Below are 26,278 nucleotides of genomic sequence, written 5' to 3'. Positions count from 1 at the left end.
TCTGGAATTAAGACCGGTTCATCGGACCAAGTTCCTCAGGCAATCCCCAAAACCTTGAACAAAAACGCGTATTCGAGCGCTACGTCACGCAATCCCTGGTAGCGACCGCTCATGCCGCCATGCCCGGCGCCCAGTTCGGTCTTGAGCAACAGCAAATTGTCATCGGTTTTGCACGCGCGCAATTTGGCCACCCATTTGGCGGCTTCCCAATACTGAACGCGGCTGTCGTTGTAGCCGGCGATCACCAGCGTCGCCGGATAGGCCTGCGCGGTGACGTTTTCGTAAGGAGCGTAGGCCTTGATCCGTTCATAGACCTCTGGCTCCTGAGGATTGCCCCATTCGTCGTATTCGGTGACCGTCAGCGGCAGGTCCGGGTCGAGCATGGTGTTGAGTGCATCGACGAACGGCACTTCGGCAATCGCTGCGCCGAACAGCTCGGGTCGCATATTGAGCACCGCACCCATCAACAGGCCGCCGGCGCTGCCACCGCTGATTGCCAGTTGTGGCGCGGTGGTCAATCCGTTGGCGATCAAATGCTCGGCGCAGGCAATGAAGTCGCTGAAAGTGTTGTGCTTGTGTTCCTGCTTGCCGGCGCGGTACCAGGCTTCACCCAATTCGCCGCCGCCGCGTACGTGGGCGATGGCAAATGCCATGCCGCGGTCGAGCAGGCTCAGGCGTGCGTGGGAAAACCAAGGGTCCAGGCTTTGGCCGTAAGCGCCATAACCGTACAGATAAAGCGGCGTCGGCTTGCCCAGCGACTCACGCTTGACCACCAGGCTGATCGGCACTTGCGTACCGTCAGGCGCCGTTGCCCACAGGCGCTGACTGACGTAGTCGTCGGCGTTGAACGGGCCGAGTACCGGCGTTTCCTTGAGGACTGCCTGCTGGCCGTTGACCAGTTCCAACTGACGGATCTGCGCCGGACGGTTCAACGCCTCGTAGCGCAGGCGAATCCGTTCGCTGACGAACTCCAGGCTGTTCTGCACATGCAGGCTGTAGGCCGCGTCGGGCAGTTGCACGCGATAGCTCGGCAAACCCTGTGGATGCACCTCGATGATCGGCAATCCCCCCTCGCGCAAGCTCAGGGTCATGGCGCCGGCGTTCAGGCTCATGCCGTCGATCATCACCGTGTCGCTGTGGGCAATCAGGTTTTGCCAAGTGGATTCCAATGGCGCCGCGCCGGTGTCGACTGCGGTGTACAGGGCAAAGTTGATGCCGTCGCGGTTGCTGCGAATGAACCAGGTCCACTGGCCGTCGAGCGCGCCGTGATCGACGTCGTACTCATGGGCTTCGACCCGTGGCGCGATGCAGGTGAACGCCTGCTGCGGCTGGTTGGCGTCCAGTACCCAGACTTCGCTGGTGGTCTTGCTGCCCAGGGACAACAGCAATTGCTGCTCGGAACTGGAACGGTAGCAATGCATGAAGAAGCGCCCGTCCGGCTCATGGAACACTTCTTCGGCCGCCGTGCCATCAAGGCGATAGCGGTACAGCTTGTGCGGGCGATGGGTGTCGTCCAGTTCGCCGAAAAACAGGGTCAGGCTGTCGTTGGCCCAGGTCATGCTGCCGTCGCAGTCCTGGAACTCCAGTTCACTGACACGACCGTCGGACAATTCCTTCACGAACAGTGTGTAGATCTCATCGCCCGTTGAATCGACGCTGTAGGCCAGGCGCTGATGGTCCGGGCTGATGCTGAACGCACCCAGGGAGAAGAAGCCGCCGTTGGCCAGCACATTCGGGTCCAGCAGCAGGACTTCCCGGGTTTCATCGAGGGTCAGGCTGTCGTCCGCCGGGCGCGGGCAACGGTAGTGCCGGGCATATTCGTCCCCGGCCGTGGTGCGGGTGTAATACAGATACGGCCCCCACGGGGAGGGCAGGGACAGGTCGGTTTCGAGAATCCGGCCCTTGATCTCCTCGAACAGGGTTTCGCGCAAGGCGGCCTGATCGGCGGTTTGCGCCTCTTGATAGCTGTTTTCGGCCTTGAGGTAGTCGAGCACCGCAGTGGTGTCGCGCTCCTGTAGCCAGGCATACGGGTCGGAGCCTTCGGCCTTGTGGGCAATCGGAGCGTCGATGTTGGCAGATAGGGACATGGAGGGCTCTCGGACGATGTATGGAATAGGACTTCGCACCCTGTGGGAGCGGGCTTGTTCGTGAAATCGGCGTGCCAGTCAATAGAGAGATTGAATGGGCTGGCCTTTTCGCGAGCAAGTCCGCTCCCACAGGTTCTGTCCATGCACCCACTGGCATTGGTGCAGCCTGACAGGCGAAAAGCCGTTATCATAAGCGCCTCTTTGCCTGCCTTGCCATGGACACCATGACCGAGAACGACTATCTGATCGCTTGGGGCCTATACGCCTTCGCCGCTTTGGGCTGCCTGTTGGTGTGGATGCGACTTACCCGCTGGATGTGGCGCTGGCTGCGCGAGCCGCTGCGTGTGCTGATGGCGGTGCTGCTGTTCAGCCCGACCATCATCGACCCGGTCAAGGAAAAGGTCGCCCCGGCCATCGCCATTACCGCCCTGGACCTGTTGTTCAAGGTCGGCAACAACGCATGGCGGGCGATTTCCGACCTGTTCATGTACGGCATGATCGCCTTCGGCATCTACCTGGTGTTCGTGGCGATCCGCTTTCCCATCGAACGCGCCTCCAGAGCCCGCAAGGAACAGGCTGAAGCCGCCAAGGCCGCGGCCCTGGCCGACGATCCGCAAGAGGATCATCCCTTTGGCGGTGCCGGCGATGACCGCTACGGTCGCCCACCTGTGCCGAGCAATCCCCAGCGTATGCGGGTCGAGCCCCGTTTGTAACCTTATCCCTGCGATTGAGCGAGCGTCCGAGCATGTGTGAGTTATTGGGCATGAGCGCCAATGTCCCGACCGATATCGTGTTCAGCTTCACCGGGCTGATGCAGCGCGGCGGGCGGACCGGGCCGCACCGGGACGGGTGGGGCATCGCGTTCTATGAAGGGCGGGGACTGCGCCTGTTCCAGGACCCGGCGGCCAGTTGCGAGTCGGAGGTGGCGAACCTGGTGCAACGCTACCCGATCAAGAGCGAAGTGGTGATCGGCCATATCCGCCAGGCCAACGTCGGCAAGGTCTGTCTGTCCAACACCCATCCGTTCGTCCGTGAGCTGTGGGGGCGCAACTGGTGCTTCGCCCACAACGGCCAGTTGGCGGATTTCCAGCCGAGCACCAGTTTTTACCGCCCGGTGGGCGATACCGACAGCGAAGCGGCGTTCTGCGATCTGCTCAATCGCGTGCGGGCTGCGTTCCCCGAGCCGGTGGAGGTCGAGGCGCTGCTGCCGGATCTGGTGGCGGCCTGCGCTCAATACCGCAGCAAAGGCGTGTTCAATTGCCTGCTCAGCGATGGCGACTGGTTGTTCTGCTATTGCTCGACCAAGCTGGCGCAGATCACCCGTCGTGCTCCATTCGGCCCGGCACGTTTGAAGGATGTCGACGTGATCGTGGACTTTCAGGCCGAAACCACCCCCAACGACGTGGTGACCGTCATTGCCACCGAACCCCTGACCGAAAACGAAACCTGGACCCGTTACGAACCGGGCCAATGGAGCCTGTGGCGACGCGGTGAATGCGTCAGCCAGGGCGTGACCGAATAAGGATTGCTCCCCATGTTGCTCAGTTATCTACGGCTGGTGTTGTTCGCGGCGGGCCTGTTGATCGGTGTCCAGGTGCCGGGGTTCATCAATGACTATGCCAAGCGGGTCGAAGCGCATCTGATTGAAGCGCAGGCCGGTTTGAGCGGGTTTCAGAACACCGCCAATCAATTCTTCAAGGGCGACATGCAGGCGCTGGTGGCCCATTACCGCGCCAGTGAGGATCCGATCTTTCGCAGCGACGCCGACAGTCTGAGCAACCTGCTGACCCGTCAATTGGCCCTCGATAAACAGTTCCAGGCCATGCAGGGCCCGTGGTACATCCGCTTGCTGCAAGTGGTGCTGGCCGCTGACCCGGACATTCGCAAGGAAACATGGAACGGCTACAGCTACCAGATCCTGCTGACGCCCGAAGCGATGATCTGGGGCATGAGCGGCGCGTTGCTGCTGTCGTTCGGCCTGGAATGCCTGTTCCGTTTGATCGACTGGGTGGTGCTGGGCGGCAAACGCCTGCGTCAGAGCCGGCCGATCGAAGAGCGGGATTTGCGCGGGCTTTGAGTCTGAGGGCGCTTGCGCTGTTTTTTGGGACCACGGCTAGCCGGCGATGGCGATCTCAATGGGCCATTGCGGGCAAGCCTTGCGCCCGCAGTCAGGGTTACGACTGACTGTCAGTCAGCCAGGTTGATGTAAGCCTGACCCACCCGATGCGCATACCCCTCCAGCACCTGCTGACACAACGTCACAATCTCCTCGACCCACTCCACCCCCACCCGCCACGACACCACCACCTGCAAATCCGGCGGCCGCTGGTCGATGGCCAGTAAGGTCAGTTCGCCACGGGCCAGTTCTTCGGCCACCAGCACCGGTGGCAAGGCGCCGATGCCGAAACCGTCGCGCAACAGCCGGGTGATCGCCGACACCGAATTCACGCAGTTCAGCCGGGGCGTCATGACGCCGTTTGCCTGCATCAGGGCGAGCACTTCCTGATGCGGATGGGAGTTTTTCGAGTAGGTGATGATCCGTTCATTGGCCAGGTCGGCGAGGCCCGAGTACTCACGGTTGTAGATGGAATTGCTGGCGACGATCCAGCCCATCGGGTGGCTGGCCAGTTCCAGGCTGCGCACGCTTTCCTGGCGCACCAGATCGGTTTGCAGGATCAGGTCGAGAAAGCCTTTTTGCAGTTGATCGCAGAGGTTGAGCGAGGTATCGGCCACCAGCTCGATTTCCACCAGCGGATAGTGCTCGGTCATCTGCGCCACCAACGGGCTGAGCCAGGTATGGATCACCGTGTCCATCACCCCGATGCGCACACGCCCGGCCTTGCTCGATCGGGTCTCGATCGACTGCTTGAGCGCCTGCATGGTGTCCATCATCTGCTCGGCATAATCGAGCACTTTCAGGCCTTCCGGCGTCAGGCTCACGCCCCGCGAGTCACGCAGAAACAGCTTCACCCCAAGCTCGCTTTCAAGCACCGCGATGCGGCTGGAAATCGACGCCTGGGTGGTGAACAACTTGTCGGCGGTCAGGCGAAAACTCTTGAGGCGAGCGACCCAGACGAAGGTCTCGAGAAACTTCAGGTTCATGGGATAAAAATTTCTTATGCCTAAGGCGGGTTTTTATTAGTTGGACGCGACAGGGCGGCGCGCCCAAAAATCTGGCCATCCGGTTCCCACGATAGGCGTCGTCGGGGCTCAGAACAATACCAATAAAATCAGCGCGGAGATTTGCCATGAGTGCGCCCGACACCCCCTTGATCGCGAAAGCCACGGCTCGCCCCGGACCTTTCGACTGGTACCGCAACATCAATCAGCAAGAGCGCCGCACCTTCTGGAGCTGCAAGATCGGCTATGGCCTGGACGGCATGGATACCCAGATGCTCAGCTTCGTGGTGCCGACCCTGATTGCCCTGTGGGGCATCACCACCGGACAGGCCGGGCTGATTCACACCAGCACCCTGATCGCGTCGGCCATTGGTGGCTGGGTGGCGGGGATTCTGTCAGATCGCATTGGGCGCGTACGCACCTTGCAACTGACGGTGCTGTGGTTCGCCTTCTTCACCTTTCTGTGCGGTTTCGCCCAGAGCTACGAGCAGCTGCTGATCGCACGCACCCTGATGGGCTTCGGGTTCGGCGGCGAGTGGACGGCCGGTGCCGTGTTGATCGGCGAGGTGATCCGCGCCCAGGACCGCGGCAAGGCGGTGGGCATGGTGCAATCGGGCTGGGCGCTGGGTTGGGGCCTGACCGCGATCCTCTATGCGTTGCTGTTCTCTGTCATGGCGCCGGAAGACGCTTGGCGCGCCTTGTTCATCTTGGGCATCGTGCCGGCGATTTTCGTGATCTTCGTCCGCCGCCTGGTCAAGGACCCGGAAATCTATCGTGAAGCCAAAGCCAAGGAAGCGCCGAGCAACCCTGCGAAGTTTTACGAGATTTTCGCCCCCGGCATGCTGTTCACCACGATTCGCGCTTCGCTGCTGACCACCGGCGCGTTGGGTGGTTATTACGCGATCACGTCCTGGTTGCCGACTTTTCTGAAAAACGAACGGGGCTTGAGCGTGCTGGGCACGGGCGGTTATCTGGCGATGGTGATCGTCGGGTCCTACGTCGGCTACGTCATCAGCGCGTATTTGACTGACATCCTGGGGCGAAAAAAGAACTTCATCCTGTTCGCGGTCGGTTCGTTCACCATCGTTCTGCTGTACACGCAAATGCCGGTCAGCAACGGTGTGATGCTGTGGCTGGGCTTCCCACTGGGCTTTTTCGCCTCGGGGATCTTCAGTGGCATGGGGGCGTTCCTGACCGAGTTGTTTCCAACCAGAATTCGCGGGTCGGGGCAGGGCTTCTGCTACAACATCGGCCGGGCGCTGGCGGCGTTGTTCCCGCTGTTGATCGGCCTGCTCAGCCAGACCGTACCGTTGAGCGTGGGGATCGGCGCCTTTGCCGCGGTCTCCTACGGTGTGGTGATCCTCGCCGCCCTGAGCCTGCCGGAAACCCGTGGCAAGCAACTCGACGCCCAGTAACTGATAATCTGCGGGCATGTCCTACGGATATGTCCCGCAGCACAAAAGAATAAAACTTACAGGAGTGTTCATCGTGAGCCGCCTGCTATTGAACTGCGATATCGGCGAGAGTTTCGGCAGCTGGACCATGGGTCTGGACGCGGAGGTCATGCCCTTCATCGATTGCGCCAACATCGCCTGCGGTTTCCATGCCGGCGACCCGAGCATCATGCGCAAGACCGTCAGCCTGGCCCTCAGCCATGGCGTGCAGATCGGCGCCCACCCGGCCTATCAGGACCTGGTGGGGTTCGGCCGCCGTTCCATGGCCTACGCCACCCAGGAACTGCAGGACATTCTTCACTACCAGATCGGTGCCCTCGACGGTATCTGCCGGGCCCAGGGCGGCCGGGTCAGCTACGTCAAACCCCACGGCGCGATGTACAACGACATGATGGCCAACCCGGCGCAATTGCGCGCGGTGCTGCAAGCGGTGGCCTCGTATGACCGCAGCCTGCCGTTGATGCTGATGGCGACCAAAGACAACAGTGCCGCCCAGCAATTGGGCGACGAGTACGGCGTGACCCTGTGGTTCGAGGCTTTCGCCGACCGCGCCTACGACAGTGCCGGCAGGCTGGTCTCGCGAAGCCTGCCGGAGGCGGTGCATCACGAGCCGGAAAAAATCATCGGCCAGGCGTTGACCATCGCTCGCGGCGATCACCTCACCGCCAGCGACGGCAGCGCCTTGCACTTGCAGGCCAACACCCTGTGCGTGCACGGCGACAACGCCAGTTCGGTGGCCGCCGTGCAACGTATCCGCCAGGCCTTGAACGAGCAGAGCGTGTCATGAAACTGCGGGTGGAAGTGGTGGCGCTCGACTGCCTGATGGTGCGTCTGTTCGATGAGATTGCCGAAGCCAACATGCCGTGGATGCTGGCGGCCAGCGAGAGTCTGCGGGCTGCATTTGGCGAGCATTTGATCGATCTGGTGCCGTCCTACACGACCTTGATGGTGCATTACGACCTGACTGCGTTGAGCCCGGCTCAGTCTAGGGAGCTGATCGCCAACGCGTTGATCGATCTGTCGCCCAATGCCCGCACTCGCGGCACCTGCCACGTGCTGCCGGTGTGGTACGACTTGAGTGTCGGCCCGGAGCTGAGCCTGTTGTCGCAACGCAGCGGCCTGGCGGTGGAGGAGGTGATCCGCCGTCACAGCGAGCGTGAATATCAGGTGTTTGCCCTGGGCTTTGCGCCGGGGTTTGCCTTCATGGGGCTGGTGGAAGAAGCGCTGGCCGCACCACGGCTGAATACGCCGCGCAAGAGAGTCGCCGCGGGCAGCGTCGGCATTGCTGAACGACAGACGGCGGCCTATCCGGTGGTGTCGCCGGGTGGCTGGAACCTGATCGGCCGCACCCCAGCCAGATTGTTCGACCGCAACCGTGATGGCTACAGCCTGATGCAGCCGGGGGACACTGTGCGATTCGAGGCGGTTGGCCACGCCGAATTCATCAACCTGGGCGGCGACGACACGCCTCTGGAGGCCCTGGCATGAGCCGTCTGACGATTGAGGCGAGTACGCCGTTGTGCCTGTTGCAGGACGCCGGGCGATTTGGCGTGCGGCACCTGGGCGTGACCCAGGGTGGCGCGCTGGACTGGCGCTCGATGGCCTGGGCCAACTGGCTGCTGGGTAACGGCTTGAATGCGGCGGTGATCGAAATTACCCTCGGTGGTTTCACGGTAGTGGCCGAGGATGATTGCGTGCTGGCGCTGGCAGGGGCTGATCTGGGCGCCAAGATCGACGGTGAGCCGCTGGCGCCGTGGCGCAGTTTCAGACTGCACAAAGGTCAGCGTTTGCAGTTCACCCAACCTTTGCTCGGCGCCCGCGCCTATCTGGCCGCGCCGGGCGGTTTTGAAGCGCCAAAGGTGCTGGGCAGCAGCGCGACGGTGGTGCGTGAAGAGCTCGGTGGTCTCGATGGCATGGGGCGTGCGCTGGGCAAAGGTGCGAGTTTGAGCTATTCGGGCAATTCGGTGATGTTGCTGCGGGAGTTGAGCGAAGAGCAGCGGCCCGACCTGAAACTGGATGTGCCTCTGGACCTGGTGCTGGGGGCGCAAATCGGAGAATTCAGCGGCCAGAGTCTGTTCGATGCATTCAATGCCGTGTGGAATCTCGACAGCCGCGCCGACCGTATGGGCATTCGCCTGCTGGGCACGGCGCTGCAGTACCAGGGCAAACCGATGATTTCCGAAGGCATTCCGTTGGGTGCGGTCCAGGTACCGCCGGACGGGCAGCCGATCGTGCTGCTCAATGATCGACAGACCATTGGCGGTTATCCGCGCCTGGGGGCATTGACGCCGTTGGCGTTGGCCCGTTTGGCGCAATGCCTGCCGGGAGAGCAGGTGAGGTTAAGGCCGGTGGTGCAGGACGTGGCGCATCGTGAGCAGATCGGGTATCTGCGGCGGTGGGTAGACGGCTAGAAGCTTCGCGAGCAAGCCCGCTCCCACATTGAAACGCATTTCAAGGGTGGGAGCGGGCTTGCTCGCGAATAGGCCCTTTCAGGCAACTCTACTTGGACAAAAACCGCATCCCTTCTTCCAACCCGCGCAACGTCAGCGGATACATCTGATCCTCGATCAAGTCCCGCACGATATTGGTCGACGAGGTATAGCCCCAGGTGTCCTTCGGATAGGGGTTGATCCAGATGAGCTTCTTGTATTTTTCCTTGAAACGCTGCATCCACACGTAGCCGGCTTCTTCGTTCCAGTGCTCGACGCTGCCGCCGGGCTGGGTGATTTCGTAAGGCGCCATGGCGGCGTCACCGATGAAGATCACTTTGTAGTCGGCACCGTATTTGTGCAGCAGGTCCATGGTCGAGGTGCGCTCGGAGGTACGGCGCATGTTGTTCTTCCATACCGATTCGTAGATGAAGTTGTGGAAGTAGAAGTACTCCAGGTGTTTGAACTCGGTCTTGCAGGCCGAGAACAGCTCTTCGCAGATCTTCACGTGGGCGTCCATCGACCCGCCGATGTCGAACAGCAGCAACAGTTTGACCGTGTTGCGTCGTTCCGGACGCATCTGGATGTTCAGCAGCCCGGCATCCTTGGCGGTGTGGTCAATGGTGCCGTCGATGTCCAGCTCTTCGGCCGCACCCTGGCGGGCGAACTTGCGCAGGCGGCGCAGGGCAACCTTGATGTTGCGCGTGCCAAGCTCCACCGAGTCATCGAGGTTCTTGTACTCGCGCTGGTCCCAGACCTTGACCGCTTTGCCCTGGCGCTTGCCGGCGTCGCCCACCCGAATGCCTTCCGGGTTGAAGCCGCCGGAACCGAACGGGCTGGTGCCACCGGTGCCGATCCACTTGTTGCCACCGGCATGGCGTTCCTTCTGTTCTTCCAGGCGTTTCTTGAACTCTTCGATCAGCTTGTCCAGCCCGCCGAGAGACTGGATCGCCGCCCGCTCTTCATCGGTCAGGGAACGTTCGAATTCCTTGCGCAGCCAATCTTCGGGGATCAAGGCCTGCAAGTGGTCGTCGAGTTTTTCCAGTCCGTTGAAGTAGGCACCGAAGGCTCGGTCGAACTTGTCGAAATGCTTTTCGTCCTTCACCAGGATCGCCCGGGACAGGTAGTAGAACTCGTCCATGTCGGCGAAGGTCACGCGCTGTTTCAGCGCGTTGATCAGGTCCAGCAGCTCGCGCACCGAAACCGGCACCTTGGCTGCGCGCATTTCATTGAACAGGTTGAGCAGCATGGCGATTGCCCTTTTTAGCGAGAGCCGCGACGGCTCATGAACGCCAGGCGTTCGAGCAGTTGCACGTCCTGTTCGTTTTTCACCAATGCACCGGCCAGTGGCGGGATAGCCTTGGTCGGATCGCGTTCGCGCAGCACCGCTTCGCCAATGTTGTCGGCCATCAGCAGCTTCAGCCAGTCCACCAGTTCGGAGGTCGAGGGTTTTTTCTTCAGGCCCGGCACCTTGCGCACATCGAAGAACACGTCCAGGGCTTCACTGACCAGGTCTTTCTTGATGTCCGGGTAGTGCACGTCGACGATTTTCTGCAGGGTGGTGCGGTCAGGGAACGCGATGTAGTGGAAGAAGCAGCGGCGCAGGAAGGCGTCCGGCAGCTCTTTTTCGTTGTTGGAGGTAATGATGATGATCGGACGCTTCTTGGCCTTGATGGTCTCGTCGATCTCGTAAACGTAGAACTCCATCTTGTCGAGTTCTTGCAACAGGTCGTTGGGGAACTCGATGTCGGCCTTGTCGATTTCGTCGATCAGCAGGATCACCCGTTCTTCGGACTCGAAGGCTTCCCAGAGCTTGCCCTTTTTCAGGTAGTTGCGAACGTCGTGGACCTTTTCCGTGCCCAGCTGCGAATCGCGCAGACGGCTGACCGCATCGTACTCGTAGAGGCCTTGGTGGGCCTTGGTGGTGGACTTGATGTGCCAGGTAATCAGCTTGGCGCCAAAGGATTCGGCCAGTTGCTCGGCGAGCATGGTCTTGCCGGTGCCCGGTTCGCCCTTGACCAGCAGCGGCCGCTCCAGGGTGATGGCGGCGTTGACCGCCAGCTTCAGGTCATCGGTGGCGACGTAGGCCTGGGTGCCTTCGAACTTCATCTGCTAATCCTCGAACGGTAACACCTACCTGAAAAGGCAGGGCGGGGCGCAATAAATGGTCAGCCCCGACTATAACGCGGTGTCCGGTCGACTGTGAACGCAGATGGCTTATTCAGTCTCTGAATGGGGCGTCACATCTTGACTCATTATCGGCGGTTGCCGCTTCAATCTGCCAAAGGCCGCCGAAGACAAAGGCCGATACAACGTGACCCGCAAGCGTTAACCGGTTTCAGGCTTCGGCCGCTCATACCGTGCGTTGAAGGCTTGAATGAAACCATTGCGCAAAATCTGCAAAAACGCCTGGAACGCGCTGATATCTTGCCGGTGGACATTGCCGCTCAGTTCGACGCGGGTAGCAAACTGATTTTTACCCTGGTTTTTCAGGACGGTTTCCGAGCCACCGACGATGGCTTCCCAAATGGAGCGGAAGATCCCTTTGTCCTTGTTTTCCACGTCCTGTTGCCAGTTGAACACGTCGACGTCCTTGAGCAGCGGTTTGATATAGCCGCTCAGTGCGGCCTTTTTGGCTTGCGCCTCGATGACCACATCGCCATGGCCGGCGTTGAAGTCGAATTTGCCGTAGGCCGAGGCGAAGTCATTCATCTTTCTGAGCTCGATATCCTTGGCCCGAAGCCGGAATTCGAAATCTTCGAAGTTGCTCAGCGGATCGAACGTCGCAGTGGTTTCAAGCGGCGCATGCCCCAGCAGCAGGGCTTTGCCTTCGAAGCGAGCGTCGCGTTTGCCCTCGGTATCGACCACGTTGGTCAGGTTGTAGATGGTGGCATTGACCTTGGTCGCATTCATGTTCACGGGCGGTTTTGAATTGAAGTTGCGGAAACTGATCTTGCCGTCATCGATATGCACTTCGTTCAGGGTGATGGGTAGCAGTTTGCCCAACTGGGCGCGCCAGTCGGTGCCCTGACCGGTCTGCGAATTCTGTTTATTGGCGCCGCCGTCGACGAAGTTGACTTCGGGGTTGACGAACCTCACTTCGGCCACCACCGCGTGGTCATACCAGAGCGAATGCCAACTGACCGAGAGGTCGATCAACGGCGCATCGACGAAAGGCACCGGGACCTTGCCGTCGACCTTGACGATTTTCAGGCCGTTGATTTTGTAGGCGCCGCGCCATAGGGCCAGGTCCACGTCAGTGATCTGGCCGCGGTATTCACCCATGTCCGCCAAGCGGTCGTTGAGGTAATTGCGCACCATGTAGGTCAAGGCGATGTGCAGGGCAATCAGTAGCACGACGAGACCGGCGACGGTCCACAAGGGCCAACTGTATCGACGTTTCATGATGGCAAATCTCTGGCAGTCTAAAGCCATTGACTGCGCGGGTGTCCGGACGTTCGACCTGACTGGACGACCACGGGCAACAGGCTTACCTTTGTGCGCTATCAAATGCTGTATCAAGGACCCAGTCATGAGCCGTATTTTCGCTGACAACGCCCATTCCATCGGTAATACGCCGCTGGTGCAGATCAACCGTATCGCCCCGCGCGGTGTGACCATCCTGGCCAAGATCGAAGGGCGCAACCCGGGGTATTCGGTCAAATGCCGGATTGGCGCGAACATGATCTGGGACGCCGAAAGCACCGGCAAGCTCAAGCCGGGCATGACCATCGTAGAGCCGACCTCCGGTAACACGGGCATCGGCCTGGCCTTCGTGGCTGCCGCCCGGGGTTACAAACTGATGTTGACCATGCCGTCGTCCATGAGCATCGAGCGGCGCAAGGTACTCAAGGCGCTGGGGGCCGAACTGGTGCTGACGGAACCGGCCAAGGGCATGAAAGGCGCGATCGAAAAGGCCGGTGAAATCGTTGCCAGCGATCCCTCCAGATACTTCATGCCGGCGCAGTTCGACAACCCGGCCAACCCGGCCATTCACGAAAAAACCACCGGTCCTGAAATCTGGAAAGACACTGACGGTGCGGTCGATGTGTTGGTGGCAGGGGTGGGAACCGGTGGAACTATCACGGGCGTATCGCGGTATATCAAGAATACCCAGGGCAAACCGATTCTTTCGGTCGCAGTGGAGCCTATGGCCTCGCCAGTGATCACCCAAGCGTTGGCGGGTCAGGAGATCAAGCCAAGTCCCCACAAGATTCAAGGCATTGGTGCCGGTTTTGTACCCAAGAACCTGGACCTGTCGATCGTCGACCGGGTGGAGCTGGTCACCGATGAAGAGTCAAAGGCCATGGCCCTGCGCCTGATGCAGGAAGAAGGGATTTTGTGCGGTATCTCTTGCGGCGCGGCGATGGCGGTGGCGGCGCGCCTGGCCGAAACCCCGGAAATGCAGGGCAAGACCATCGTGGTGATCCTGCCTGATTCCGGCGAGCGTTATCTGTCGAGCATGCTGTTCAGTGATCTGTTTACCGATCAGGAGAACCAGCAGTAACGGCTGATAAGGCCGTGGCGAGCAGGCAAGCCTGTTCGCCACGCAACACCGTTGTCCGCCATCGCGCTTGCGATTGACTCAGGTCAGCCCCCGTTCAGGGGGGCTGTGTTAGAAGTGTTTATTGCGCAATCCTTAACACTGAATGTTGTTGCGGGCGGTTTATCCCCGAGGTCGGTAGTGTTTATCATGCCGGCTGCAACGTCGGGTAAATGACGTTGTGCAAAATGTCCATTCCCAAGGAGTTGTTGATGACCTTTTCCTTTGCCGCGAAGGCATCGTTATTGTTGCTGTTCCTCGGCAGCACGCTCTATGTGCATTTGCGCGGCAAGGCGCGGTTGCCGGTTTTGCGCCAATTCGTCAACCATTCCGCACTGTTCGCCCCCTACAACGCGTTGATGTACGCGTTTTCGGGCGTTCCTTCCAAACCCTATCTGGATCGCAGCAAGTTCCCTGAACTGGACGTGCTCAAGGACAACTGGGAAACCATTCGCGACGAGGCGATGCACCTGTTCGACGAAGGGTATATCCGCGCCGCCGAGAAGAACAACGACGCCGGTTTCGGCTCGTTCTTCAAGAAGGGCTGGAAGCGCTTCTACCTCAAGTGGTACGACAAACCCTTGCCTTCGGCCGAACTGCTGTGCCCGAAAACCGTGGCACTGGTCAGCCGCATTCCCAACGTCAAGGGCGCCATGTTCGCGTTGCTGCCAGGCGGCAGTCACCTCAACCCGCACCGCGATCCGTTTGCCGGGTCGTTGCGTTATCACTTGGGCCTGTCGACCCCCAATTCTGACGACTGCCGCATCTTTGTCGATGGTCAGGTGTATGCCTGGCGCGATGGTGAGGATGTGATGTTCGATGAAACCTACGTGCATTGGGTCAAGAACGAAACCGACAAGACCCGCGTAATCCTGTTCTGTGACATCGAGCGCCCGCTGAGCAACCGCTTCATGACCCGGATCAACCGTTCGATCAGTGCATTTCTGGGCCGCGCCACTGCGCCGCAGAATCTTGATGATGAGCGCGTGGGCGGTATCAATAAGGCTTATGCCTGGAGCAAGAACTCCAGTGACAAGGTCAGTGGGGTGGTCAAGCAGTGGAAGCGGCGTCATCCCAAGGCGTATCGGGTGTTAAGGCCAATACTGGCGGTGGTGGTGTTGACGTTGCTGGGATATTGGTTGTTTGGGTGAGTTAGTTTGAAAAATTGGAAACCGCTCCTTTTGAGCGGTTTTTTTTGCCCGGATTTTCAACGGCGCCCGGCAAGCACGTTAGGTTCGTCGCCTTCGATGCCTGTCGCGAGTACTTCCAGGGTGCGGCGCTGACTGTCTGTGAGCACCAAAGCATTTTGTTTTCTGACCAAAGTGGATAAGCGTATGTTTGTAGGCTTTTTCTTATTTGGGGTACCCATTTTTCCTCCCATGATTGATCATTAATTGATCAGTTTCTACGATACTTGGCTTCCCACAGCTTTGACAAGTCGCCGCTCAGTATCAAAGTAAAAGCCATGTTGTTGATAAATGGGAATTGCCCCCGTCAGGGGCTCCTGAACTTCGATGAATCGACTCCCGAGAATGACGGCGTAGTGTTCAATGGCCAATATGGATAATGTCGCAATTCGTCTTTTTAAAAGATGGACCTTTCCTGGCCTTCCTTCCAGCCGAACGATGCGAATTCGTTGCCGACTTTTGTTCGGGTTCGCGAAACAAAGTCCACACAGTTGCTCTTCAAACCAGATGGACAGATCCAGCGCCATAGGCTCCTTCGCTTTCCATTCAACAACGTCATGCCATGAAAAATGCGGATCATCCCAGCGCGAGCAGGCACTCAATGCCTGTGCGTCAATCGGTTCAAATCGGACTCTCGATAAATCGAGAGCGTCACGGCCGGGTAATTCCTTTTTTTCTTGCATCTCAACAGTGGTGGCGGCTGCAAGCTTTCTAGCTCTCGACCTATATATCTGATACCGAAGCTGCGTCCTTTCCCTTGGCATGTGATCACTTGCATTCCATGGCTCCCAGAACGGCTTGTTCCGTCTCGTTCAGCCTAAGCAACGTGTTTTCGGCTGTCGCTACTGGCCCTTTGTCCAAGTCGTTGCAATCCATGTCAGCCGCTGGTTATAGTCAGCCATCGGTTCTTCTGTCCCTCACCAAAAAAGATCACCCCCAATGCCTGCCTCCCTCATCAACGCACTACCCGACTCAGCGCCCAACGCTGTCGTCGTGCCGTGCGGGAATCGGCAGCCGGGGCAGATCAGTCATTACCCCCCACCTTTCAGTCGCTCGCCAGTGTGCGCGGTGGTCTCGCCGCCAGGTGTCGGCGTTTCGGGCTGATCAGCACTTTCTGCTGTTTCCCTGCGCCCATCTCGAAAAACGACTGAATTTCAGCTTCGGCTGAGTTGGCTTTTTGCCTGACTACAGGTGGTATTCATGTTTGTCCTTTCTCGAAAGTCCGCGCTCGCGGCGGCTTCCACGAGCCTGTTTGTCCTGCTGTGGAGCAGCGGGGCGATTTTCTCCAAGTGGGGGCTGGCCCATGCGTCGCCCTTTGCCTTCCTGTTGATCCGTTTTGCGATTGCGCTGTGTGGCCTGGTGCTGCTGGTGCCCTTGCTCAAGCTGAAGTTGCCCAAGGGCGGCAAACCGATGCTGTACGCCATGGCCACCGGCGTGGTGCTGTTGGGGGCTTATCAGATTTTCTATCTGTTGGCCCTTGACCTGAAAGTCACGCCCGGGGTGATGGCGACCATCATGGGGGTGCAGCCGATTCTCACGGTGGTGATCATGGAGCGTCAGCGCTCGGCCAGCCGGATTTTCGGGCTGTGCCTGGGGTTGGCCGGGTTGATCATGGTGGTGTATCAGGGCATCGGCGTGGCCGGCATGTCGCTGGCCGGGATGCTGTTCGGGCTGCTGGCGCTGGCGAGCATGACGTTCGGCTCGATCATGCAAAAGCGCATCACCGAAAACCCCCTCGGTACGATGCCCGTGCAATACCTGGCGGGATTGCTGCTATGCGGGATCTTCGTGCCGTTCCAGCCGTTTCATTTCGAGCGCAGTACGGGTTTTATCGTGCCGGTGTTGTGGATGGGGCTGGTGGTGTCGGTACTGGCGACCTTGCTGCTGTACCGCTTGATCGCCCAGGGCAATCTGGTGAACGTCACCAGTCTGTTCTACCTGGTGCCCGCGGTGACGGCGGTGATGGATTACCTGATTTTCGGTAATCGCCTGGCAACGCTGAGCCTGTTCGGCATGCTGTTGATCATCGTCGGACTGGTGTTCGTTTTCCGTAAGACCGCCTGAGACCGCGTCACCCTTGGAGGCCCGTTGCATTGCATCGGGCCTCTTTCATTTACTCAACCCATGCTCGGCCCGCACCGAATGCATGAACGCCTGCATCGCCGACGATTGAATGCGATGACGCCGTGTAATCAAGCCGTACGGCGGCAGTCGCGCCTCGAACTTGATCGGCAACACCGCCAGCAGATCGCGCCCCGGGTAATCCTCGACCACCGACAGCGGTGTCACGCCGAGCATGTCGGTCTGCTGGATCAGCGAGAGCAGGGTCATGATCGAGGTGGTTTCGACGATGCTGCTGGGGATGTCGACCCGGGCGTTGTGAAACACCTGGTTGATGATCGCGCGCATCGGGCTGGGGTGCTGTTGCAGCACCCAGGTCTGGTGTTGCAGCTCGGCCCAGGTCAGTTGCGTCTCCTGCGCCAACGGGTTTTGCGCGCCGCAGATCACGCACAGGGCTTCTTCACCGAGGCTGTCGAACAGCAACTCTTCAGCCCGCGCCCCTGCGGGAATCCGTCCCAGTACGATATCCAGCTGATCCTGCAGCAGCGCCTGTACCAGCACATCGCTGGTGTCGACCTGGATGCTCATGGACAGGCGTGGATGGCTCTGCTTCAAAGTGGCGATGGTGCGGGTCAACAGGCCTGAGGCCAGCGCCGGAATCGCGCCGACCGCGACCCGGCCAAGGTTGCCGGATTCCAGCGCCACCAACTCCTCGCGCATGCCGCTCAGTTCAGCGAAGACCATGCGCGCATAGTAAATGACGGTTTCGCCGAACGGCGTCGAGCGCATGCCCCGGGGCAGGCGCTCGAACAATTCAACGCCGAGCAAGTCCTCAGCCTCGTGCAGCATCTTGGTCGCCGCTGGCTGGGTCATGCCGATGTGGTCGGCGGCGCGGCGCAACGAGCCGAATTCCTGCAACGCCAGCATCAGCCGCAGTTGGCGCAGACGCAGTCGACTGTGGATTACATTGGCATCAGGAATTCGGGTCATGGGCCGGGCTCGAAGAAAAGACTGCGGCAAGCCTGACAACAAATGTCAGGCGTTGCCAGCATTGCCGTGTCACAGCACCGATTTTGGCTTGGCGACGTGGGGTTTGCGCAGACCCATCAGGGTGCCCAGTGCCTTGGAAATCAGCGGCCAGAACAGCATCAGCAGCGCTGCGGTGGTCAGGCTGCCCACCAGTGGGTTGGACCAGAAAATCCCGATGTGTCCATCGGAAAACAGCATCGACTGGCGGAACGCATCTTCGGCCTTGTCACCCAGCACAGCGGCCAGCACCAGCGGCGCAATCGGATAGCCGAGTTTCTTGAACAGATACCCCAGCGCGCCGAAGCCCAGCATCAGCACCACGTCGAAGAACGAGTTATGCACCGAGTAGGCACCGATGGCGCAGACCATGATGATGATCGGCGCAATGATCGAGAACGGAATGCGCAGGATCGAGGCGAACAGCGGCACGGTGGCCAACACCACGATCAGGCTCACCACGTTGCCCAGGTACATGCTGGCGATCAGGCCCCAGACAAAATCATGCTGCTCGACGAACAGCGTCGGCCCGGGGTGCAAGCCCCAGATCATCAGGCCGCCGAGCATCACCGCTGCGGTGGCCGAACCCGGAATTCCCAGGGTCAGCATCGGCAGTAGGGCGCTGGTGCCAGCGGCGTGGTCGGCGGTTTCCGGGGCGATCACGCCTTCGATTTCACCGTTGCCGAAGTTGTCACGGTTCTTGGAAAATTTCCGCGCCAGGCTGTAGCTCATGAACGAAGCCGCCGTCGGCCCGCCCGGGGTGATGCCCATCCAGCAACCCACCAGGGTGCTGCGTACGATGGTCCACCAGTAGCGCGGCAGCTTGGCCCAGGTCCGCAGAATCACCATCGGCGTAATGCGTGCATGTTCGCCGCGAAACACCAGGCCTTCCTCCACGGTGCAGAGGATTTCGCCGATGCCGAACAGGCCGATCACCGCCACTTCGAAGCTGATGCCGGTCATCAGGATCGGCTGGTCGAAAGTCAGGCGCAGGTTGCCGGACACGGTGTCCATACCGACCGCCGCCATGGCGAAGCCGATCATCATCGCCACCACGGTTTTCAGCGGCGGGTTTTTGCTCATGCCGATGAAGGTGCAGAACGCCAACAGGTACACCGCGAAGAACTCCGGCGAACTGAACGACATCGCGAACGCGGCAATCTTGGTCGACAGGAAGGTCAGCAGCAATACCCCGCACAGAGCGCCGATCAGTGCCGAGCTGAAGGCCGCGGTCAGGGCTTCGGCGGCGCGGCCTTCGCGGGCCATCGGGTAACCGTCGAAGGTCGTTGCCACCGATGAGGGCTCACCGGGAATGTTGAACAGAATCGAGGTGATCGAACCGCCAAACAACGCCCCCCAATACATGCACGACAGCAAAATGATCGCCGACACCGGCGACATGGTGAACGTCAGCGGCAATAGCAAGGCCACGCCATTGGGGGCGCCAAGGCCAGGCAGTACACCGACCAGAATGCCCAGCAGCACGCCGATCACCATCAAGCCGATGTGGCCCGGGGTCAGGATCAGGTTCATGCCTTGCAGCAGGGAATCGAACTCGCTCATTTGAAATTTCTCCCGGCCAGGACAATCAAGTCGCCCAGGGGACCGGCATCCAGCGGGACCTTGAACCACAGTGCGAAAATCAGAAAACTGGCCAGCACCGCGCCAAGCGACACGCTGGCGATCATCAACTTGCCGTAAGGCTGGGCGCGAACCTTGTCACGCCACATGAACCAGGCGATGAAACAGGCCGAGGCGACGTAGATGCCGGTGAACGGCATGGCACCGACGAACAGCGCAATCGGAATAAACACCGACAACACTTGCCTGAACGCGCTGCGGCTGACGAATGCAATGTTCAGGGCTTGCCAGCGCACCAGGGTCAGCACGCCGTTGGCCACGCTCGCGGCGCTCAGCAGCAGGCCGATGTAGAAGGGGAAGTAACCCGGCTCGGGGCCGGAATCGCCCCAGCCGATACCTTGTTCGACACTGCCGAACATCACCACCACACCGATCAGCGTGGTGAAGAGTGTCAGGCCGAGCTCGACCCAGCGGGTACCGACCAGCGCCGGTGAATCCGAAGAATGGGACATGAAGACACCTCCAGAGGTGACGGCCGCACGCGAACGGACGGCCGCGGGCAACTCAGTTTTTCAGCCAGCCGGCTTCCTTGAACACCGGGGTGACGCGGGCGGTGTCTTTCTCGATGTAGGCGGTCAGCGGCTCGCCCTCGAGGAAGGTCGGCACCAGGGCGTTCTGCTTGACGTACGCCTTGAACTCCGGGGTCTCGGTGACCTTGCGCATCAGCTCGACATAGAACGCCCGTTGCTCGGCAGTGATGTCGCCGGGCATGAACACGGTGCGCGGGAAGCGGTACTGATCGATGCCCAGGCCCTGTTCGTGACAGGTGGGGACGTCGGCCCAGGATTTATCGCCGGCGACCTTTTCGGTGTAGAGCATGCGTTCCTTGCTGAACACGCACAGCGGTTCGACCTGGTCACCGCGCCACTGGCTGATGCTTTCGCTGGGGTTGTTGACGTTGGCGGCGATGTGTTTGCCGGCCAGTTGCGTTGCGGCTTCGCTGCCACTCTTGAACGGGATGTACACCAATTTGCTGTGGGTGGTCTGGTTCAGCAGCAGGGTAAGGGTCTGGTCGACGTCCTTGGACTGGCTGCCGCCCATGCGCAGGTTCGACGGGTCGGCCTTGACCGCTTCGTAGAAGCCTTTGGCGTCCTTCCAGGGCGCGTCCTTGTAGCTCCAGAGAATGAAGTCATCCTCGGCCACGGCGGCGATCGGCGTCAGTTCCTGCCATTGGTAGCCGAGCTTGGACACCAGCGGCAGCAGGTAGATGTTGTTGGTGCCGATCACCAGTTTCTCGGCGTCGCCCTTGTTCATCTTCATGTCGAGGAAGGCTTCGGCGCCATTGCCGCCGCCCTTGTTCAGGACGATGGTGTTGACGTCGAGCAGTTTGTGGGTGGTGATGATCGACTGGATCAGTCGGCCCAGTTGATCGGTGCCGCCACCGGGGCCACCGGCGACGACGATTTCAACGTTCTTGTCCGGTTGCCAGGCAGCCTGGGCGAGCGCGGGAAGGGTGCCGGCGGCGATCAGCATGCAGCCAAGAAACAGACGGGAAGTGCGACGGACGAATGCATTTCGCATGATGGAAGAGCCTCGTTTTTGTAGTTGTTATGAGTGACTTGTCTGCGCCGTAAAGCCGCAAGCCTGGGCTGAGTGTGGGAACGCCGCGCCGCCGCGTCTAGTCAAAACAATACATACACCGATAGCCTGCGGTTATAGCTGTCGACGTAGAAACCCGCGTCTGCGGCTCAATCCATCGGACTAGAGCGTTGTTTGTAATAAGTGGAAACAGAGCCTCTGTGCTGAAAGCGCATTGAAAGTCAGGTATGCCATAACTCGAGGCTATCGCCTGATTTCAAGTTTTGATTAGACGGTTATCACTGAGCCTTCGATAGTGCACATCAAGCGCTGCCCCAAGGCGCATCGGCATCCACAAAAATAATAAGCGAGGTACGCACCATGGCTCGTCCCAGTGCTTCCCTGCATCTGCCCGGCGCAGTTGCCCAGCCCACCGCAGCGCCCACGGCGTTGAGCGGTGTCACCCAGGCCAGCAGCGTGCGCTGGCGGATCTTCGCCATCATCTTCGCCCTGACCATGGTCAACCTGATCGATCGGGTCTCGCTGTCCATCGCCATGCCGACCATTGCCCATGAATTCTCTTTGTCGCCGAGCATGCAGGGACTGATCCTCAGCAGTTTCTTCTGGGCCTATGCGTTGTTGCAGATCCCTGGCGGCTGGCTGATCGATCGCTTCGGCCCGCACCGCGTGATCAGTTGGTCCACCGGTTTGTGGGGGACGTTCCAGGTGTTGGCCGCATTCGCCACCGGCGGTTTGTCGTTGTTGTTTGCCCGGGTCGCACTCGGTGCTGCCGAGGCGCCGTTGTTCCCTTCCGGCGGGAAGCTGATTTCCCTATGGCTGGCGCCGAGCGAGCGCAGTCGCGGCGCGGTGCTGATGGACAGCGGCAGCCCGTTGGGTGTGGCCCTTGGCGGGCTGATCATCGCTTACCTGATCGCCTCACTGGACTCCTGGCGCCTGGCCTTCGTGATCGCCGGTATCGCCACCCTGGTATTGGCCTGGCTGGCGCGGCGTTATCTGCGCGACGACCCGGCCACCCACCCGCAGGTGAATGCCGAAGAACTCGAGAAGATCAACGCCGGACGCGCTACGCCGGCTGCCGAAGCTGCGCGCTTGCCGGTCAAGGGCCTGGGCATCGCCGCCCGTTCCCTGAGTGGTTTGCTGATCGGGCGGGCCAGTTGGGCGATGGTGTATTTCGGTCTGCTGACCTGGGGGCCCAGTTACCTGGCCCAGGCTCGTGGTTTCGATATCAAGGGCATCGGCGCGGCGACCTTCGTGATTTTCGTCTGCGGCGCCTTGGGTTCCTTGACCGGTGGTTTCCTCTGCGATGGCTTGATTCGCAAGGGCGTCAGCCGTGGCGTAGCGGTCAAGAGCCTGCTGGCGTTCTCCGGTCTGGTGGCCCTCGGTGCCTTCCTGTTGCTGCCGACGCTCACCAACCCCTTTGCCGCCGTGGCGCTGTTGGCCATGACCGCATTTTTCCTGATGTGGGGCAGCCTCTACTGGAGCTTCCCGGCGTTGCTGGCAGCACCGGCGCGGGTCGGGCTGATTGGCGGCGTGATGAACATGGCCGGCAGCACCGGGGGTATCGCGGTGCCGATCCTGGTCGGTGTGATCCTGCAAGCGGCCGGTGGCTTTGCGCCGGTGCTGGGGTTCTTCGCGGTGTGCTCGGCGGTGTTCGTGCTGGCAACTCTGTTCATCAGTCTGGATGAGGTGCGTCATGGCTGAGCGTTGGAACGGGCCGATCATCGATGCCCACCATCACTTCTGGGACCCGACGGTCAATTACCATCCGTGGCTTGCGCCCGAGGCCAACATTGCGTTTCGCTACGGGGACTACAGTGCGATCAAGCGTCGTTACTTTCCCGACGATTATTTCGCCGATGCCGGTGCGCACAACGTCGTGCAAACGGTGTACATCGAAACCGAATGGGACCCGCAGGACCCGATCGGCGAAACCCGCTTCATCGAACGACTGGCCGCGCGCTACGGCGTGCCCAACGCGATCGTCGCCCAAGCCTGGCTCGATCACCCGGACGCCATCGCCGTGCTCGCCGAGCAGGCCAGTTACAAGTGCGTGCGCAGCGTGCGTCACAAACCGGGCGGCCCGGCCACGCCCTCTCAGGTCGGCCACGTGCGCAGCCTGATGAGCAATGAACACTGGCGCCGCAGTTACGCCGCGCTGCAGGGGCTGGGGCTGCATTTCGATCTGCAGACGCCCTGGTGGAACCTGCACGAAGCCGAACGGTTGGCCCGGGACTTTCCCGGCACCACGCTGATCCTCAACCACGCCGGTTTGCCCAGTGATCGCAGCGCCGAGGGCCTGGCCGGTTGGCGCATGGCGATGGCGCGGCTGGCCCAGTGGCCGAACGTGCAGGTGAAGATTTCCGGCCTGGGCATTCAGGGGCGCGCGTGGCGCGCCAAGGACAATGCCTGGATCGTGCGGGAGGTCATCGCCATGTTCGGCACCGATCGGGTGATGTTCGCCAGCAACTTTCCGGTGGACAGCCTGTGCGGCTCGTTCGATGACATCTACAGCGGTTTCAAATCCATCGTCGCCGATCTGCCCCTGGCCGATCAGGAGCGACTGTTCTACAGCAACGCGCAGCGGATCTATCGCTGCGAGCCTTGCGCCATCGACCGGGCGCGGCCTGAACCCTTGAGGAGTGAAGCATGAACAAGACAACCATCGCCATGGTCCTGGGCGACCCGGCGGGCATCGGTCCTGAACTGATCGCACGACTGCTGGCCGAGCCTGAGGTGCGTAGCAAGGCCAACGTGATCTTGATTGCCGACGAGGCAGAAATGCGTCGCGGCATGGACATCGCAGGGGTGGAATTTCCCTACCGTCCCGTGGCGTCGCTGGAGCAACTGTCGTTCGCTGACGACACGCCGTTGTTCTATGACTTTCGCGGCGGCGCCGTGGGTGAGTTCCCGCGCAGCGAAGCCAGTGTGATTGGCGGTCGCTACAGCCTCGACACCCTGGAAAAAGCCCTGCGCCTGACCGAAGCGGGGATGACCGATGCGGTGCTGTTCGGTCCGCTGAACAAGACCTCGCTGCACATGGCCGGCATGGCCCATAACGATGAGCTGCACTGGTTCGCCGAGCTGCTGGATTTCCACGGGCCGTTCTGCGAGTTCAACGTGCTCGACAACCTGTGGACGTCACGGGTGACGTCCCATGTGGCGCTGTCGGAAGTCTCGGGCCTGTTGAGTGAGCAGCGGGTGGTCGAAGCGATCCAGCTGATCGACACCGCACTCAAGCGCAGCGGCCTGGAAAAACCGCGCATCGGCGTCTGCGGCCTGAACCCGCACAACGGCGACAATGGCTCGTTCGGCCGCGAAGAGCTGGACATCATCGGCCCGGCAGTGCGCACTGCCCAATCCCTGGGGATTGCGGCCGAGGGGCCGTATCCCGGCGACACGATTTTCCTCAAGGTCCAGGGCGATGCCAGCGCGTTCGATGCGGTGGTGACCATGTATCACGACCAGGGACAGATCGCGATCAAACTGATGGGCTTCTCCCGGGGCGTCACGGTGCAGGGCGGTCTGCCGATCCCGATCACCACCCCGGCCCATGGCACGGCGTTCGACATTGCGGGGCAGGGCAAGGCCAATGTCGGCGCGACGCGCCAGGCGTTCGAAATTGCCTGCCGGATGGGCGCCAACAGCTACTGATACTCGGCCTATAAACCAACACAACCCTAATGTGGGAGCGGGCTTGCTCGCGAAAGCGGACTGTCAGGCGACATAAGTGTCGACTGACACGACCCCTTCGCGAGCAAGCCCGCTCCCACATTTGTTTGGTGTACTGCCTGATAACCCTATCTAGCTGAAAATCCTTTTTTGCCATCACCCCAGGTTATCGCCGGATACGCATAAGTGATTATCCGCACCCCCCGACCGCTGGCTAAAGTCGGTCCATCGAATGCCCGGCACCGCCCCTATCTACGGTTCTGCGCAGCGACTCACACAACTACAAGAAACCGGCAGCGCAAGGAATCCGTACCCATGAAAATCAAAGCCATCCGTACCCGCGTCTTCGAGTGGAAAGGCAAAGTCGTCCCGCCTCAAGCGCACTTCTGCACCAACGCCAGCGACATCCTGTTCGAGCGCGGCGATGCCATGGGCTCGTTCCGTTTCCACGGCTGGCTGGTGGTGGAAGTCGAGACCGACAACGGCCTGGTCGGGATCGGCAACTGCGCCCTGGCGCCCCGTGTGGCCAAGGAAATCATCGACACCTACCTGGCCCCGATCGCCATCGGTGAAGACCCGTTCGACAACGAATACATCTGGCAGAAAATGTACCGCCAGAGCCACGCCTGGGGCCGCAAAGGCATCGGCATGGCGGCGATCTCGGCGATCGACATCGCGATCTGGGACATCATGGGCAAAGCGGTCAACAAACCGGTGTTCAAGCTGCTGGGCGGGCGCACCAAGGAAAAGATCTGGACCTACGCCTCCAAGCTCTACGCCAACGACAACCTGGACCTGTTCCTCGAAGAGGCCCAGGGCTACCTGAGCCAGGGTTTCACCGCCCTGAAAATGCGCTTCGGCTACGGCCCGAAAGACGGCCCGGCCGGCATGCGCAAGAACATCGAACAAGTGCGCGCCCTGCGTGAACTGGCCGGCCCGGACGTCGACATCATGCTCGAGTGCTACATGGGCTGGACCCTGGAATACGCCCGGCGCATGTTGCCTAAACTGGCGGAGTTCGAACCGCGCTGGCTCGAAGAACCGGTGATCGCCGATGACATCGAAGGCTACGTCGAACTGAAGAAAATGGGGATCATGCCGATCTCCGGCGGCGAGCACGAATTCACCTCTTACGGCTTCAAGGACTTGCTGGAGCGCCGCGCGGTCGACGTGATCCAGTACGACACCAACCGCGTCGGCGGCATCACCGCAGCGCGCAAGATCAACGCCATGGCCGAGGCCTGGTCGGTGCCCGTCATCCCCCACGCCGGGCAGATGCACAACTACCATCTGACCATGTCCACCACCGCCTCGCCGATGGCCGAGTTCTTCCCGGTGTTCGATGTCGAAGTTGGCAACGAACTGTTCTACTACGTGTTCAAGGGCGAGCCGCAACCGGTCAATGGCTACATCCAACTCGATGACCACAAGCCGGGCCTGGGCCTGGAAATCTCCGATGAATACCTGAGCGACTTCAACATCATCGAGTGACCCTGGGTCCACGACTTTCCGGAGGGCCGAC

24 protein-coding genes are annotated in these 26,278 nt (G+C 60.5%); 14 read left to right on the top strand and 10 right to left on the bottom strand.

Annotated features, from left to right (window positions below):
• Nucleotides 1-35 precede the first annotated feature (35 nt).
• Nucleotides 36-2,087 (bottom strand): S9 family peptidase, encoded by a 2,052-nt coding sequence (locus B0W55_RS13430; protein WP_077046466.1) that lies wholly within the window; start codon nt 2,085-2,087, stop codon nt 36-38.
• A gap of 215 nt (nt 2,088-2,302) precedes the next feature.
• Here B0W55_RS13430 and B0W55_RS13425 point away from each other — a divergent pair, with 215 nt between their 5' ends.
• The 3 genes from B0W55_RS13425 to B0W55_RS13415 are packed head-to-tail and all read left to right on the top strand — an operon-like array spanning nt 2,303 to nt 4,164.
• On the top strand, nt 2,303-2,800 hold the full coding sequence (locus B0W55_RS13425; protein ID WP_077046465.1) for an MFS transporter: 498 nt from the start codon (nt 2,303-2,305) through the stop codon (nt 2,798-2,800).
• A 32-nt stretch (nt 2,801-2,832) separates the two neighbouring features.
• Nucleotides 2,833-3,609 (top strand): class II glutamine amidotransferase, encoded by a 777-nt coding sequence (locus B0W55_RS13420; RefSeq protein WP_077046464.1) that lies wholly within the window; start codon nt 2,833-2,835, stop codon nt 3,607-3,609.
• A gap of 12 nt (nt 3,610-3,621) precedes the next feature.
• Nucleotides 3,622-4,164, top strand: coding sequence for a DUF2937 family protein (locus B0W55_RS13415; protein ID WP_077046463.1), 543 nt, complete (start codon nt 3,622-3,624; stop codon nt 4,162-4,164).
• Nucleotides 4,165-4,274: 110 nt separating this feature from the next.
• Here the strand turns inward: B0W55_RS13415 and B0W55_RS13410 are convergent, their stop codons facing one another.
• The gene (locus tag B0W55_RS13410) at nt 4,275-5,189 is read right to left on the bottom strand and encodes a LysR family transcriptional regulator (RefSeq protein ID WP_077046462.1); all 915 of its coding nucleotides are present in this window, start codon (nt 5,187-5,189) and stop codon (nt 4,275-4,277) included.
• Between the two features lie 146 nt (nt 5,190-5,335).
• Between B0W55_RS13410 and B0W55_RS13405 the strand changes: the two genes are divergently transcribed.
• From B0W55_RS13405 to B0W55_RS13390, 4 genes are all read left to right on the top strand, one after another.
• Entirely contained in the window at nt 5,336-6,622 is a 1,287-nt protein-coding gene (locus B0W55_RS13405) for an MFS transporter (protein ID WP_077046461.1), read from the top strand.
• Nucleotides 6,623-6,695: 73 nt separating this feature from the next.
• Nucleotides 6,696-7,448, top strand: a complete 753-nt coding sequence (locus B0W55_RS13400) for a 5-oxoprolinase subunit PxpA (protein WP_077046460.1) — start codon at nt 6,696-6,698, stop codon at nt 7,446-7,448.
• Complete coding sequence (gene pxpB / locus B0W55_RS13395; protein WP_077046459.1) at nt 7,445-8,149, top strand: 5-oxoprolinase subunit PxpB; 705 nt, start codon at nt 7,445-7,447, stop codon at nt 8,147-8,149. The genes B0W55_RS13400 and pxpB overlap by 4 nt, the downstream gene beginning before the upstream one ends.
• A complete protein-coding gene (locus tag B0W55_RS13390; protein ID WP_077046458.1) occupies nt 8,146-9,072 on the top strand; it encodes a biotin-dependent carboxyltransferase family protein in 927 nt (308 codons plus the stop codon). The genes pxpB and B0W55_RS13390 overlap by 4 nt, the downstream gene beginning before the upstream one ends.
• Nucleotides 9,073-9,160: 88 nt before the next feature.
• Here B0W55_RS13390 and B0W55_RS13385 read toward each other — a convergent pair whose 3' ends face one another.
• From B0W55_RS13385 to B0W55_RS13375, 3 genes are all read right to left on the bottom strand, one after another.
• Nucleotides 9,161-10,339, bottom strand: a complete 1,179-nt coding sequence (locus B0W55_RS13385) for a VWA domain-containing protein (protein ID WP_046816791.1) — start codon at nt 10,337-10,339, stop codon at nt 9,161-9,163.
• Between the two features lie 14 nt (nt 10,340-10,353).
• Nucleotides 10,354-11,199 (bottom strand): MoxR family ATPase, encoded by an 846-nt coding sequence (locus B0W55_RS13380; RefSeq protein ID WP_034150015.1) that lies wholly within the window; start codon nt 11,197-11,199, stop codon nt 10,354-10,356.
• A 219-nt stretch (nt 11,200-11,418) separates the two neighbouring features.
• The gene (locus B0W55_RS13375) at nt 11,419-12,495 is read right to left on the bottom strand and encodes a DUF748 domain-containing protein (RefSeq protein WP_077046457.1); all 1,077 of its coding nucleotides are present in this window, start codon (nt 12,493-12,495) and stop codon (nt 11,419-11,421) included.
• Nucleotides 12,496-12,622: 127 nt separating this feature from the next.
• Between B0W55_RS13375 and cysK the strand changes: the two genes are divergently transcribed.
• Both cysK and B0W55_RS13365 read left to right on the top strand, forming a co-directional pair.
• Nucleotides 12,623-13,597 (top strand): cysteine synthase A, encoded by a 975-nt coding sequence (cysK, locus tag B0W55_RS13370; RefSeq protein ID WP_077046456.1) that lies wholly within the window; start codon nt 12,623-12,625, stop codon nt 13,595-13,597.
• Between the two features lie 248 nt (nt 13,598-13,845).
• Nucleotides 13,846-14,784 (top strand): aspartyl/asparaginyl beta-hydroxylase domain-containing protein, encoded by a 939-nt coding sequence (locus B0W55_RS13365; RefSeq protein ID WP_077046455.1) that lies wholly within the window; start codon nt 13,846-13,848, stop codon nt 14,782-14,784.
• Nucleotides 14,785-15,038: 254 nt separating this feature from the next.
• Here B0W55_RS13365 and B0W55_RS13360 read toward each other — a convergent pair whose 3' ends face one another.
• Nucleotides 15,039-15,584 carry a hypothetical protein gene (locus B0W55_RS13360; RefSeq protein WP_077046454.1) on the bottom strand — a complete coding sequence of 182 codons (546 nt, stop codon included), beginning with the start codon at nt 15,582-15,584 and terminating at the stop codon, nt 15,039-15,041.
• A gap of 436 nt (nt 15,585-16,020) precedes the next feature.
• Between B0W55_RS13360 and B0W55_RS13355 the strand changes: the two genes are divergently transcribed.
• On the top strand, nt 16,021-16,884 hold the full coding sequence (locus B0W55_RS13355; protein ID WP_077046453.1) for a DMT family transporter: 864 nt from the start codon (nt 16,021-16,023) through the stop codon (nt 16,882-16,884).
• Between the two features lie 45 nt (nt 16,885-16,929).
• Here the strand turns inward: B0W55_RS13355 and B0W55_RS13350 are convergent, their stop codons facing one another.
• From B0W55_RS13350 to B0W55_RS13335, 4 genes are all read right to left on the bottom strand, one after another.
• Nucleotides 16,930-17,871 (bottom strand): LysR family transcriptional regulator, encoded by a 942-nt coding sequence (locus tag B0W55_RS13350; RefSeq protein WP_077046452.1) that lies wholly within the window; start codon nt 17,869-17,871, stop codon nt 16,930-16,932.
• A 69-nt stretch (nt 17,872-17,940) separates the two neighbouring features.
• Complete coding sequence (locus B0W55_RS13345) at nt 17,941-19,470, bottom strand: tripartite tricarboxylate transporter permease (protein ID WP_077046451.1); 1,530 nt, start codon at nt 19,468-19,470, stop codon at nt 17,941-17,943.
• The gene (locus B0W55_RS13340) at nt 19,467-20,000 is read right to left on the bottom strand and encodes a tripartite tricarboxylate transporter TctB family protein (protein ID WP_077046450.1); all 534 of its coding nucleotides are present in this window, start codon (nt 19,998-20,000) and stop codon (nt 19,467-19,469) included. Before B0W55_RS13340 ends, B0W55_RS13345 begins: the two co-directional genes overlap by 4 nt.
• Before the next feature lie 52 nt (nt 20,001-20,052).
• Nucleotides 20,053-21,069, bottom strand: a complete 1,017-nt coding sequence (locus B0W55_RS13335; protein ID WP_083743186.1) for a tripartite tricarboxylate transporter substrate binding protein — start codon at nt 21,067-21,069, stop codon at nt 20,053-20,055.
• A gap of 378 nt (nt 21,070-21,447) precedes the next feature.
• On the opposite strand from B0W55_RS13335, the gene B0W55_RS13330 reads away from it, so the two are divergent.
• From B0W55_RS13330 to B0W55_RS13315, 4 genes are all read left to right on the top strand, one after another.
• Nucleotides 21,448-22,788: an MFS transporter gene (locus B0W55_RS13330; protein ID WP_077046449.1), complete on the top strand. Its 1,341-nt coding sequence runs from the start codon at nt 21,448-21,450 to the stop codon at nt 22,786-22,788.
• Nucleotides 22,781-23,737, top strand: a complete 957-nt coding sequence (locus B0W55_RS13325; protein WP_077046448.1) for an amidohydrolase — start codon at nt 22,781-22,783, stop codon at nt 23,735-23,737. The genes B0W55_RS13330 and B0W55_RS13325 overlap by 8 nt, the downstream gene beginning before the upstream one ends.
• On the top strand, nt 23,734-24,738 hold the full coding sequence (locus B0W55_RS13320; protein WP_077046447.1) for a 4-hydroxythreonine-4-phosphate dehydrogenase PdxA: 1,005 nt from the start codon (nt 23,734-23,736) through the stop codon (nt 24,736-24,738). The genes B0W55_RS13325 and B0W55_RS13320 overlap by 4 nt, the downstream gene beginning before the upstream one ends.
• A 333-nt stretch (nt 24,739-25,071) precedes the next feature.
• Nucleotides 25,072-26,247, top strand: a complete 1,176-nt coding sequence (locus tag B0W55_RS13315) for an L-rhamnonate dehydratase (protein WP_077046446.1) — start codon at nt 25,072-25,074, stop codon at nt 26,245-26,247.
• Nucleotides 26,248-26,278: the final 31 nt, after the last annotated feature.

Origin of the sequence: Pseudomonas sp. KK4, from assembly GCF_001984065.1 — a bacterium.
GTDB lineage: Bacteria > Pseudomonadota > Gammaproteobacteria > Pseudomonadales > Pseudomonadaceae > Aquipseudomonas.
Note: the sequence above shows the minus strand (reverse complement) of the source record. Positions and strands in the feature narration are given on the sequence as shown.